Source organism: Variovorax sp. J2P1-31, from assembly GCF_030317215.1.
Lineage (GTDB): Bacteria > Pseudomonadota > Gammaproteobacteria > Burkholderiales > Burkholderiaceae_C > Variovorax.
Map to the genome: position 1 here is coordinate 130,822 of NZ_JASZYA010000006.1, position 12,281 is coordinate 143,102.

The 12,281-nt window shown below is 68.8% G+C and carries 7 protein-coding genes; 3 read left to right on the forward strand and 4 right to left on the reverse strand.

The genetic code is table 11. The features are described 5' to 3' along the window. Positions 1-52: 52 nt before the first annotated feature. Together QTI20_RS30150 and QTI20_RS30155 are read left to right on the forward strand one after the other, a co-directional pair. Positions 53-625 carry a TetR/AcrR family transcriptional regulator gene (locus QTI20_RS30150; protein ID WP_183027388.1) on the forward strand — a complete coding sequence of 191 codons (573 nt, stop codon included), beginning with the start codon at positions 53-55 and terminating at the stop codon, positions 623-625. Positions 626-753: 128 nt separating this feature from the next. Continuing rightward, entirely contained in the window at positions 754-2,196 is a 1,443-nt protein-coding gene (locus QTI20_RS30155; protein ID WP_286556113.1) for an NAD-dependent succinate-semialdehyde dehydrogenase, read from the forward strand. A gap of 331 nt (positions 2,197-2,527) precedes the next feature. Here QTI20_RS30155 and QTI20_RS30160 read toward each other — a convergent pair whose 3' ends face one another. The 3 genes from QTI20_RS30160 to QTI20_RS30170 form a co-directional block, all read right to left on the reverse strand. Further along, the gene (locus tag QTI20_RS30160; protein WP_286556395.1) at positions 2,528-3,379 is read right to left on the reverse strand and encodes a Fic family protein; all 852 of its coding nucleotides are present in this window, start codon (positions 3,377-3,379) and stop codon (positions 2,528-2,530) included. 111 nt (positions 3,380-3,490) lie between these two features. Further along, positions 3,491-4,462 (reverse strand): Bug family tripartite tricarboxylate transporter substrate binding protein, encoded by a 972-nt coding sequence (locus tag QTI20_RS30165; protein WP_286556397.1) that lies wholly within the window; start codon positions 4,460-4,462, stop codon positions 3,491-3,493. 112 nt (positions 4,463-4,574) lie between these two features. After that, positions 4,575-5,075 carry a hypothetical protein gene (locus tag QTI20_RS30170; RefSeq protein WP_286556398.1) on the reverse strand — a complete coding sequence of 167 codons (501 nt, stop codon included), beginning with the start codon at positions 5,073-5,075 and terminating at the stop codon, positions 4,575-4,577. Positions 5,076-5,318: 243 nt separating this feature from the next. Here QTI20_RS30170 and QTI20_RS30175 point away from each other — a divergent pair, with 243 nt between their 5' ends. Beyond that, a complete protein-coding gene (locus tag QTI20_RS30175; protein WP_286556399.1) occupies positions 5,319-6,218 on the forward strand; it encodes an SMP-30/gluconolactonase/LRE family protein in 900 nt (299 codons plus the stop codon). A gap of 16 nt (positions 6,219-6,234) precedes the next feature. Here QTI20_RS30175 and QTI20_RS30180 read toward each other — a convergent pair whose 3' ends face one another. After that, the gene (locus tag QTI20_RS30180) at positions 6,235-12,135 is read right to left on the reverse strand and encodes an excinuclease ABC subunit UvrA (protein ID WP_286556401.1); all 5,901 of its coding nucleotides are present in this window, start codon (positions 12,133-12,135) and stop codon (positions 6,235-6,237) included. Positions 12,136-12,281: the final 146 nt, after the last annotated feature.

Sequence of the window (12,281 nt, forward strand, 5' to 3'; positions counted from 1 at the left end):
TTGTAGGCAGGCTGGATTTTTAATGCAACGATCTTTGCGTTAAAGTGGCGCCATGGACTCTTCTCCCATCCTTCGCCGCCCCGGCGGCCGCAGCGCCCAGGTGCAGACCGTGGTGCGCAAGGCGCTGGAGGAACTGGTGGCCGAGCACGGCCGCGAGAAGGTCACGGTGCCGGCCGTGGCCGAGCGCGCGGGCGTCAGTGCCTCCAGCATCTACCGCCGCTGGGGCGACATGGCCGGGCTGCTGGCCGAGACCGCCACGAAACGCCTCGATCCCAAACGGCCGCTGCCCGACACCGGCGACCTGCAGCGCGACATGACCGCCTGGGCCAAGGAACTGATCGAGCACCTGGGCCAGCCGCGCAGCACCTCGCTGCTCAAGGCGGCCGCTGCGCTCCACAACGACGACGACACCGACTGCCTGCGCAACCGGCGCGCCGAAGCCAGGACGCTGATCGACCAGGCCCTGGCCCGCGGCGACCGCGCGCCCGAACTGCGCCAGGTGATCGACCATGTGGTCGCGCCCATCGTCTACCGGCTGATCTTCGGCAAGGCGCCGCTGGCGCCAGCCACGGCCACGCAGCTGGTCGATGAGCTTTTCGCCATCGTGGGCACTCCGACCCGCTGAAGAGAAACGACGCGCGGGTGGCGTAGCATCGTGCGCTCGGCCCCGCGCCGATGCCCGCGACGGCGGCGCCTCACCCCGGTCCCCGTCCACCCCCCTTCCTCCATCTGTTGTCCGACGAAAGACGCCTCATGACCACTTCCTATCCCTCGACCCAGTTGCTGATCGCCAACGAATGGGTCGACGCCGTGAGCGGCAAGACGCTCGACGTGCGCAACCCCGCCAACGGCCAGGTGATCGGTCAGGTCGCGCACGCCGGCATCGCCGACCTCGACCGCGCGCTGGCCGCCGCGCAGAAGGGCTTCGAAGCCTGGCGCGACGTGCCCGCCAACGAACGCGCCGCGATCATGCGCCGCGCCGCCGGGCTGATCCGCGAGCGTGCCGGCGAGATCGCGCAGGTGCTCACGCAGGAGCAGGGCAAGCCGCTGGCCGAAGCCAAGGGCGAGACGCTGGCCTCCGCCGACATCATCGAATGGTTCGCCGACGAAGGCCGCCGCGTCTACGGCCGCATCGTGCCCTCGCGCAACCTGGCCGCGCAGCAGCTGGTGATGAAGGAGCCCGTGGGCCCGGTCGCCGCCTTCACGCCCTGGAACTTCCCGATCAACCAGGTGGTGCGCAAGCTCGGCGCCGCGCTGGCCGCCGGCTGCTCCTTCCTGGTCAAGGCACCGGAAGAAACGCCCGCCGCACCCGCCGCGCTGATCAAGGCGTTCGTCGACGCGGGCATTCCGTCGGGCACCGTGGGCCTGGTCTTCGGAGACCCGGCCGAGATCTCGAACTACCTGATCCCGCACCCGATCATCCGCAAGATCACCTTCACCGGCTCCACGCCCGTGGGCAAGCAGCTGGCCGCGCTGGCCGGCGCCCACATGAAGCGCGCGACCATGGAACTGGGCGGCCACGCACCGGTGATCGTGGCCGAGGACGCCGACGTGGCGCTGGCCGTGAAGGCCGCCGGTGCCGCCAAGTTCCGCAACGCCGGCCAGGTCTGCATCTCGCCGACCCGCTTCCTGGTGCACAACAGCCTCAAGGCCGAGTTCGCACAACTGCTGGTCAAGCACGCGCAGGGCCTCAAGCTGGGCGATGGCCTGGCCGACGGCACGACCATCGGCCCGCTCGCCAACGACCGCCGCCTGACGGCGATGGCCAAGGTGGTCGCCGATGCACAAGCCACGGGCGCCACGGTCGCGACCGGCGGCGAACGCGTGGGCAGCAGCGGCAACTTCTTCGCGCCGACCGTGCTGACCGACGTGTCGCTCGACGCCGACGTGTTCAACAACGAGCCCTTCGGCCCGATCGCCGCCATCCGCGGCTTCGACACCATCGAAGAAGCGATCGCCGAATCGAACCGCCTGCCCTTCGGCCTGGCCGGCTACGCCTTCACCGCGTCGATCCGCAACGCGCAGCTGCTGGCACGCCGCGTCGAGGTCGGCATGCTGTGGATCAACCAGCCCGCCACGCCCTCGCCGGAAATGCCTTTCGGCGGCGTGAAGGATTCGGGCTACGGCTCGGAAGGCGGACCGGAGGCGGTCGAGGCTTATCTGAACACCAAGGCGGTGTCGATCATGGCCGGGTGATTGGGTTCGCCCCCGAGGGCGGCGCGCACTGCGTGTCGCTTCGCCTTCCCCCTCCGGGGGCAACACCGGCGGCCCGGCAAAGCCGGTTCCGCGGTAGCACTGGGCCCTCCCCCGAGGGCTCGCGCACTGCGTGTCGCTTCGCCTTCCCCCTCCGGGGGCAACACCAGCGGCCCGGCAAAGCCGGTTCCGCGGTGTTTCACGAAGAAGAGGGGCGATGCTTTTCTTCTTGAAAAGCCGCGACCGGCGAACGGTGGCGGCTTTTTCCGTTCACGGCACCAGCCTTCTCGCGGTCGCGCTCACCGGCTTGACGACTCGCGCTGCAGGATCTCGGTCAGCACCAGGTTGACGTAGTAATTGCTGCGCCCGACTTCTGCTTCTGCACGAAGCCCCCATCGACCAAGGCCTCCAGGTACTTGGTCGACGTGAGACGCGACACCTTGAGATCTCGCTGAACGAAGTCGATCTTCGTATACGGGTGGGTGAAGAGGTTGTTGATCAGGTCTTGGCTGTAGAACTTGTAGCCCTCGCGGATGCGATGCTTGTAATCGGCCAGTGCGACCTTGATGGCATGGATGGTCGCCACCGTTCGTTGTGCGGTTTCCTCCACGGCCTCCAGCAGGTAGATCACCCATTCCTCCCAGCGATCGTCCTCACGCACCATCTGCAGCAAGCGGTAGTAGTCGGACTTGGTTTGAACGATGTAGCTGCTCAGGTACAGCACCGGAATGTCGAGCAGCCCTTCCTTGACCAGATACAGCACATTGAGGATGCGACCCGTGCGGGCGTTGCCGTCATAGAAGGGGTGGATGCTCTCGCTCAGCTCCGACTGGATGTCCACGATGTGATTCGCCGTGATCAATCCGCTTGCCTGCACTTGGGCAAATCCGACGCGCAGCGCTTGGCGGTAGCGCAGAACCTCCTTGGCGGCTGGATTGGCGAATGCCTCGGGAAGCACGTCGTCCTTGAAGAGCTCATCGTGCGTTGTCACGATGTTCTCGATCTCCGAACTGGCCTTCGCTTCCTGCAACCCAAGCGTGTTGATCAGAATGCCCTGGTTCGGGATCGCTGCGGCAATGCCCTTGAGTTCAGCGAGTTGGCGGCTTGCGCTGGCGAGCTTCTTCAGGATCGCCGGCGTGTCGAAGCGTACGGGGTCGAGCTGATGAAGAGAAGCGAGGGCGACCATGGGCAATGAAAGTTTTTTTGCATGGCAGCCCCGCTCATGTATATAAAAACGGATTTTCTATACATATCGAAGCCGAGATGTATAGAAAAACACGAAATCCATGTGCGAGGCCTACTGCCCCTTCGCCAACCCCAGCTTCTCGATCACCACCTTCTCCTTCACCACCGTGTCCTGCGCGAACTTGGTGTACGTCGCCGAACTCATGTAGTTCGGCAGCATGTCGTAGCGTCCCAGCGCGGCCACGTAGCTGGGCTCTTCCATCGCCTGCTTGAAGGCGTCGTGCAGCTTCTTGACCACCTCGGGCGGCGTGCCCTTGGGGGCGCCGATGCCGAAGGGCGAGTTCTGCACCACGTCGTAGCCCAGTTCCTTGAGCGTGGGCGCGTCGGGGAACTTGGCCAGGCGCTTCTCGCCCCAGGTGTTGAGCACGCGCAGCTTGCCGGCCTCGACCTGCGGCGCGAAGCCGGTGCTGTCGGCGGCGGCCATCAGCTGGCCGCTGACCACCGCGAGCATCAGGTCGGCGCTGCCCTTGTAGGGCACGTGCTGCAGTTGGATGCCGGCCTTCTGCGCGACGATCTCGGTGGTGAGGTGCGGACTGGTCAGGTTGCCGGTGGAGCCGTAGGTCAGCTTGCCGGGATTGGCCTTCGCGTAGGCGACAAAATCGGCCCAGGTCTTGAACGGGCTGTCGGCCGGCACCACGATGCCGAAGGCATAGCCGGTCACGTTCAGGACGTAGGTGATGTCCTTGAGCGGGTCCCAGTTGATCTTGGTGGTGTAGCCCAGGCGGAACACGCCCAGCGGAATCTGCGCCACCGTGTAGCCGTCGGGCTGCGAGGTCTGCAGCGCCTGCGCGGGCAGCGTGCCGCCGGCGCCGGGCTTGTTGTCGATGATGACCGGCTGGCCGAGGATCTTGCCGGCGTTGTCGGCCAGCTGGCGCATCGTGATGTCGGTCGGGCCACCGGCCGGGAAGGCGATCACCAGCTTGACCGGTTTCTGCGGAAAGCCCTGGGCCAGGGCTGTCAGGGGGGACACCAGCACGGCGGCGGCCATCGCGATGGCGCAGCGTGAAAAGGAACGGCGGGACATGGTCTCTCCTGAAATCGAATAAGACCTGCATTGGGCCCGCCGCCCTTCCACCCGGCAATCGGGGCTCACCCCCGGTGCTGTCGCGCAGGCGATCGCGCCTGCGCGCGCACGCTCAGCAGCCCGTGGGGCGGCTGCCGCGCATCGGCACCAGGCCGGTCACGCGCAAGGTGGCGCCGCTGTTGTCGGTGGCCGTCAGCTTCTTGCCGCTGAACTGGATGCGATCGCGGTCGCGCTGCACCGCGGTGTCGACGCCCTCGCCGCTGCTGAACTCGCGGCCGTTGACGGTGATGAACGCGACATAGAGCACGTTGGCATCGGGCTGGTAGCGGATGTCACCGAAGGCCGTGCCGTCGCCCAGCACGCGGTTCGCGCCGTCGAACTTGAAGCTGCAGACCTGGGGACTGGAACCGATGGGGTTGATCTTGTCGACGTCGGTCAGGTTCAGCGATCCGTTGCCGTACACGCCGTCGAGGCCGCTCACGCTGGCCTCGGTGACGGTCAGTACGCCCGTGCGGTCGCTGGGACTCGGATCGTCGTCATTGCCACCGCCGCAGGCGGACAGCAGCGCCGCGGCGGCGAAGGTGACGGCGCAGGTCTTGAGCAGAGTGTTCATGAACGGGGTTCCCAGAGAGTGATGAAAGAAGAAGGTCGCGGCCCGCTGGGCCACCGGTGCCATCTTCAAAAGTTCCCCGAATCCGCACGTGAGTGTTTCTAGCCGTTGCCGGTAGGAGCAGGCCGACGCTCGAAGTGCGCGGGCGCGCCCTTGCGCTGCGCCGCCTAGGGTTGCGCCCGGTCGACGCACGGGGCCCGCTGCGGCAGCATGGCCCGCTCATCAGACGCAACGAAAGCCTTTCCCATGACCCCAGCATTCACCGAAGTCCTGTCGGGCTTCAGCTTTCTCGAAGGTCCGCGCTGGCACGACGGCCGGCTGTGGCTGTCGGACTTCTACACGCACCGCGTGGTCTCCGTCGATGCCCAGGGCCAGGCGAACACCGAGGCCGAAGTGCCGCAGCAGCCCTCGGGCCTGGGCTGGCTGCCGGACGGGCGCCTGCTGATCAGCTCGATGCGCGATCGCCGTGTGCTGCGCCGCGAAGCCGATGGCACGCTGGCCGTGCATGCGGACCTGTCGGGCATCGCGGGCGGTCACTTGAACGACATGGTGGTCGATGGGCAAGGCCGTGCCTATGTGGGCAACTTCGGCTTCGACCTGATGGGCGGCGGCGCCGCGTCGACCGCGAAGCTGGCCTGCGTGGCGCCCGACGGCAGCGCGCGCGTGGTGGCCGAGGACCTGTACTTCCCCAACGGCGCGATGATCACGCCCGACGGCAAGACGCTGATCGTGGTCGAGACCATGGGCAACCGGATCTCGGCCTTCGACATCCGCGCCGACGGCGACCTGGGGCCGCGCCGCGACTGGGCCGTGTTCGGCCCCTTGCCCACCAGCACCGACGTCGGCGAGCTCATCGGCAGCGTGGCCGTGGCACCCGACGGTGCCGTGCTCGACGCCGAGGGCGCGGTGTGGCTGGCCGATGCCACGCACAACCGCGCGCTGCGCGTGGCCGAGGGCGGCCGCATCCTGCAGGAGATCTCGACCGGCGCGCTGGGCACCTTCGCCTGCACGCTGGGCGGCCCGGCGCGACGCACGCTCTACCTGTGCGTCGCGCCGGACTTCCTCGAGCACCACCGCACGGCCGCGCGCGAGGCCCAGCTGCTGGCCGTCCCGGTGGAAGTGCCGGGCGCGGGCTGGCCCTGCTGAACGGGCGCCCGCTGCCTCAGCGCGCCAGCACGCCGGCCAGGGCCACGCCGGTGTGCGTGCCCAGGCGCACCACTTCCTCGGGCGGTGCCGCGGCCACGATGCGGCCGCCGCCGTTGCCGCCTTCGGGGCCCAGGTCGATCAGCCAGTCGGCCTCGGCGATCACGTCGAGGTCGTGCTCGATCACCACCACGCTGTGGCCGCCGTTGACCAGCCGGTGCAGCACGTGGATCAGCTTCTCGACGTCGGCCATGTGCAGGCCCACGGTCGGCTCGTCGAGCACGTACAGCGTGTGCGGCGCCTTCTGGCCGCGGCGCGTGATGTCGTCGCGCACCTTGCTCAGCTCGGTCACCAGCTTGATGCGCTGCGCCTCGCCGCCCGAGAGCGTGGGTGAAGGCTGGCCCAGCGTGAGGTAGCCCAGGCCCACGTCCTTGAGCAGCTGCAGCGGATGGCTGATGTTGGGCATGGCGGCGAAGAAGTCGACCGCCTCGTCGACCTCCATCTGCAGCACGTCGCCGATGTTCTTGCCGCGCCAGGTCACGGCCTGCGTCTCGGGGTTGAAGCGCGTGCCGTGGCAGACCTCGCAGGGCACCTTCACGTCGGGCAGGAAGCTCATGCCGATGGTGCGCACGCCCGCGCCGTCGCAGGCCGGGCAGCGGCCCTCGCCGGTGTTGAAGCTGAAGCGCGCCGGGCCGTAGCCGCGCGCCTTGGCTTCCAGCGTGTCGGCGAAGAGCTTGCGGATGGTGTCCCAGAAACCGATGTAGGTCGCGGGGCAGCTGCGCGGCGTCTTGCCGATCGGCGTCTGGTCGACCTCGAGCACGCGGTCGATGGTCTCGTAGCCGTCGATCGAGCGGCAGCCCGACCAGGCGGGCCGCTTGCCTACGGCGTCGTTGTCGCGGCCGGCCTTGGTCATGCGCTGGACCACGATGGCCTGCACGTTGGCCAGCAGCACGTCGCGCGCCAATGTCGACTTGCCCGAGCCGCTGACGCCGGTGATCGCGACCAGCCGGTGCAGCGGCACGGTGGAGGTCAGGTCCTGCAGGTTGTGCAGGTCGGCGCCATGCACCGTGAGCCAGTCGGGGGCGCCCGGCTCGGGCAGCGGCACCGGCCGGCGCGCCGCCAGCGGATGCCTGATCGCATCGCGCAGGTAGCGCCCGGTCTGCGAGTCGCCCGCGGCCTCGATGTCGGCCACCGAGCCCTCGGCCACCAGACGGCCGCCGCGCTTGCCCGCGCTCGGGCCGATGTCGATGATGTGGTCGGCGCGGCGGATGGTGTCTTCGTCGTGCTCCACCACCACCAGCGTGTTGCCCTTGTCGCCCAGCTTGTGCAGCGCGTTGAGCAGGATCTGGTTGTCGCGCGCATGCAGGCCGATGGTCGGCTCGTCGAGCACGTAGCACACGCCCTGCAGGTTGCTGCCCAGCTGCGCCGCCAGGCGGATGCGCTGCGCCTCGCCACCGGAGAGCGTGGGCGCGCCGCGGTCGAGCGTGAGATAGCCCAGGCCCACCTCTTCGAGGAACTCGAGCCGGCTCTTGATCTCGGGCACCAGGTCGCGCGCGATCTCGGCCTCGCGGCCGCTCAGCACCAGGCCTTCGAACCACTTGCGGATGTCGGTCACGCTCATGCGCGCGATCTCGGTGATGCCGATGCTGGCCGCGCCGAAGCTCACGGCGCGCGCCGTGGCGTTGAGCCGCGTGCCCTCGCAGGTCGGGCAGGCGGTCTCGCCCACGTCCTCGGCCTCGGGTTCGGCGAAGGTCTGTTCACGGCCCTTCTGGTCGTCGGCCAGCACCGAGTCGTCGTAGACCTTGCGCTGGTCCTTGGTCAGCTTGACGCCCGTGCCCACGCAGTCGGGACACCAGCCGTGCTTGCTGTTGTAGCTGAACAGCCGCGGATCGAGTTCCGCATAGCTGGTGCTGCAGACCGGGCAGGCGCGCAGCGTGGAGAACACGTGCGTGCGGCCGAGGCCCGCGGTCGGCGCGCCGGCCATCATCGCGGCGCGCAGGCCGTCGAGCTCGCTCATCACGTGGACCACGCCCTTGCCGTGCTCCAGCGCCTTGGTCAGCAGCGCGCGCAGCGCGGCCTCGTTCTGCGGCAGCACGTCGAGGCTGCCCATCGGCAGTTCGATGCTGTGCTCCTTGAAGCGGTCGAGCCGCGGGAACGGATTGGTCGGCAGGAAGCCGCCGTCCACCCGCAGGTGGGTGTAGCCGCGTGGCCGCGCCCAGTCGGCCAGTTCGGTGTAGACGCCCTTGCGGTTGCTCACCAGCGGCGCCAGCAGGCCGATGTGCTGGCCCTTGAAGTTCTTCAGCAGCTGGGCCGCGATGCTGTCCGGCGTCTGCGGCTGCACCGCCGTGCCGTCGTGGATGCAGTGCTGGGTGCCGAGCTTGACGTAGAGCAGGCGCAGGAAATGCCAGACCTCGGTGGTGGTGCCCACCGTGCTCTTGCGGCCGCCGCGCGACAGGCGCTGCTCGATCGCCACCGTGGGCGGGATGCCGTAGACCGCGTCGACCTCGGGCCGGCCCGCGGGCTGCACGATGCTGCGCGCATAGGCGTTGAGCGATTCGAGGTACCGCCGCTGCCCTTCGTTGAACAGGATGTCGAAGGCCAGCGTCGACTTGCCCGAGCCGCTCACGCCCGTGACCACGCTGAACTTGCCGCGCGGGATGTCCACGCTCAGGTGCTTGAGGTTGTGCTCGCGCGCGTTGACGATCTGGATCGCGTCGCGGCCGAAGGCCGGCAGCGCGCGCGGTACCAAATTCGCGCCGCCGCGCTCGCGCGCCGCCAGCCGCGACGGGCCGAGCGCCAGTTCGTAGTCGCGCAGCGCCTCGCCGGTCGCGGTGCCACTCATCTCGCGCACCTGCTCGGGCGTGCCGACCGCCACGATCTGGCCGCCGCCGTCGCCGCCCTCGGGGCCCAGGTCGATCAACCAGTCGCTGGCGCGGATCACGTCGAGGTTGTGCTCGATCACGACCAGCGAATGGCCGGCGTCGAGCAGCTTGCGCAGCGCGCGCATGAGGCGCGCGATGTCGTCGAAGTGCAGGCCGGTGGTGGGCTCGTCGAACAGGAACAGCGTGCCCTTGCGGGCCACGGCCTGCCGGCTCGCGGTGCCGTTCTTCGCGGCCTCGGCCAGGAAGCCCGCGAGCTTGAGCCGCTGCGCTTCGCCACCCGACAGCGTGGGCACGGGCTGGCCCAGCTTCACGTAGTCCAGGCCCACGTCGGAGATCGGCTGCAGCGTGCGCAGCACCTCGCGGTCGATGGCGAACAGCGCGGCGGCCTCGGCCACGGTCAGGTCGAGCACGTCGGCCACGTTGAGTTGGCGGCCGCCGCGCTCGATCATCACCTCGAGGATCTCGGGCCGGTAGCGCTTCCCGTCGCAGTCAGGGCAGCGCAGGTACACGTCCGACAGGAACTGCATCTCCACGTGCTCGAAGCCCGAGCCGCCGCAGGTCGGGCAGCGGCCGTCGCCCGAGTTGAAGCTGAACTTGCTCGCGGTGTAGCCGCGCTGGCGAGACAGCGCCGCGGTGGCGAAGATCTCGCGCACCGCGTCCCAGGCGCCCACATAGCTCGCGGGGTTGGAACGCGCGGTCTTGCCGATCGGCGACTGGTCGACGAACACGACCTCGCTCAGGTGGTCGGCGCCCAGCAGGCGGTCGTGCTCGCCCGGCGTTTCGGTCGCCTTGCCGAAGTGGCGCATCAGCGCCGGTGCCAGCACGTCCTGCACCAGCGTGGACTTGCCCGAGCCACTGACGCCGGTGACCACCACCAGCCGCTGCAGCGGGAAGTCGACCGTGAGGTTCTGCAGGTTGTGCTCGCGCGCGCCTTCGAGGATCAGGCGCGGCGTGCTGTCGGTCACCGCGCGCTTGAAGCCCATGCCGATCTGCTTGCGGCCGCCGAGGTAGTCGCCGGTCAGCGTGGCGGCGTTGCGCAGTTCGTCCGTCGTGCCGTCGAACACGATCTGGCCGCCGCGGATGCCCGGGCCCGGGCCCATGTCGATCACGCGGTCGGCCGCCAGCATCACGGCCGGGTCGTGCTCGACCACCACCAGCGTGTTGCCCGCATCGCGCAGGCGCAGCATGGCTTCGGTGATGCGGTTCATGTCGCGCGGGTGCAGGCCGATGCTGGGCTCGTCGAGCACGAACAGGGTGTTGACCAGCGAAGTGCCGAGCGCGGTCGTGAGGTTGATGCGCTGCACCTCGCCGCCCGAGAGCGTGCGGCTCTGGCGGTCGAGCGTGAGGTAGCCGATGCCCACGTCGTGCAGGTAGCGCAGGCGGGTGGTGATTTCCTCGAACAGCAGCTTGAGGGCCTGCGCATCGCCCTGACTGACGCCTTCCCCCTTTGTGGGAAGGCTGGGATGGGGGCTTTCAGCCTCACCCACCGTCGCAGCCTCCGCGAGCGCCGCCGGCCCCCACCCCTGCCCTCCCCCAGCGGGGGAGGGAGTCATGCCCATGCGATCGAACAGCTTGCGCAGCCGCTCGATCGGCAACAGCATCAAATCGTGCAGGCACAACCCCGGCAGCGCCTCGAGTTGTTCGCGCGACCACTTCACGCCCACCGGCATGAAGCGCTTGGCCGGTGCGAGCACCGCGTCGGCGTCCTGCTTGCTGCCGATGCGCCACAAGAGGCTGTCGAGCTTGAGCCGCGCGCCGGCGCAGGTCGGGCACGGCGTGTAGCTGCGGTACTTCGACAGCAGCACGCGGATGTGCATCTTGTAGGCCTTGCTCTCCAGGTAGCCGAAGAAGCGCTTGATGCCGAACCACTGCTGGTTCCACTTGCCGTTCCAGTTCGGCGAGCCGTCGATGACCCAGTCCTTCTGCGCCTGCGTGAGCTTGGCCCAGGGCGTGTCGCGCGGGATGCCGGCGTCCTCGGCGTGGCGCATGAGGTCGTCCTGCGCCTCCTTCCAGGCCGGCGTCTGCATCGGCTTGACCGCGCCCGCGCGCAGCGTGAGCTTGTCGTTGGGGATGACCAGGCCGAAGTCGACGCCGATCACGCGGCCGAAGCCGCGGCAGGTGTCGCAGGCGCCCACCGCCGAGTTGAAGGAGAACATCGACGGGATCGGGTCGCCGTAGCGGATGTCGCTCTCGGGGCAGTGCAGGCCGGTGGAGAACTTCCACACCTCGGGCGCCGCGCCTTCGTCGGCCGGCACCGCGTACACCGTGAGCCGCCCCACGCCGCGCTTGAGCCCGGTCTCGATGGCCTCGAGCACGCGGGCGCGCTCGGCACCGGCGAGCCGGAAGCGGTCGGCCACCACGTCCAGCACCTTGCGCGGGCCGGTCGGGGTCGCGACCTCGCGCTCGGCCTGCACGCGCGTGAAGCCGCTGGCCGACAGCCATTGCGTGACTTCGTCGGGCGTGGTCGACGCCGGCAGCTCGACCGGGAAGGTGACCACGATGCGCGGGTCAACTTCGACCCCCACGCTCCCCGCTTTGCGTGGTTCGCTGCCCCCCGAGGGGGCCGCATCGGCTTGGGGCGGCCCGGCGCCGATGCCCGCAGCCGCCCGCTCGACCATCGCCGCATAGATGGTGTCGGGCGTGTCGTGCCGCACCGGCAGCGCGGTCTCGCGGTCGAACAGCTGCGAGGCGCGCGCGAACAGCAGCTTCAGGTGGTCGTTGAGCTCGGTCATCGTGCCGACCGTGGAGCGCGAGGAGCGCACCGGGTTGGTCTGGTCGATGGCGATGGCGGGCGGCACGCCCTCCACCTTGTCGACCGCCGGCTTGTCCATGCGGTCGAGGAACTGGCGGGCGTAGGCCGAGAAGGTCTCGACATAGCGGCGCTGGCCTTCGGCATAGAGCGTATCGAACACCAGGCTCGATTTGCCCGAGCCGCTGGGGCCGGTGACCACGGTCATCTCGCCGGTGCGGATGTCGAGGTCGAGGTTCTGGAGATTGTGCTGGCGTGCGCCGCGGATCCGGATCGAGCCCTGTGTCATGAATGCCTTGGGGGGTGGGGCAGACATTCTAGGAAGCGCCGGGGAAGGCATCGGGGGCCCGTCCACATGGCGCACGGGATGCAAGGGTTTCCACGCTGGAACACTTGAGACAATTGGTAACAAATGCGGTCAGCGCCGAGGGCCCC

Bases quoted from the DNA above. Each gene is read 5' to 3' on its own strand.
- QTI20_RS30175 (WP_286556399.1), top strand. From the start codon at position 5,319: ATGACCCCAGCATTCACCGAAGTCCTGTCGGGCTTCAGCTTTCTCGAA.
- QTI20_RS30160 (WP_286556395.1), bottom strand. From the start codon at position 3,379: ATGGTCGCCCTCGCTTCTCTTCATCAGCTCGACCCCGTACGCTTCGAC.
- QTI20_RS30150 (WP_183027388.1), top strand. From the start codon at position 53: ATGGACTCTTCTCCCATCCTTCGCCGCCCCGGCGGCCGCAGCGCCCAG.
- QTI20_RS30155 (WP_286556113.1), top strand. From the start codon at position 754: ATGACCACTTCCTATCCCTCGACCCAGTTGCTGATCGCCAACGAATGG.
- QTI20_RS30165 (WP_286556397.1), bottom strand. From the start codon at position 4,462: ATGTCCCGCCGTTCCTTTTCACGCTGCGCCATCGCGATGGCCGCCGCC.
- QTI20_RS30180 (WP_286556401.1), bottom strand. From the start codon at position 12,135: ATGACACAGGGCTCGATCCGGATCCGCGGCGCACGCCAGCACAATCTC.
- QTI20_RS30170 (WP_286556398.1), bottom strand. From the start codon at position 5,075: ATGAACACTCTGCTCAAGACCTGCGCCGTCACCTTCGCCGCCGCGGCG.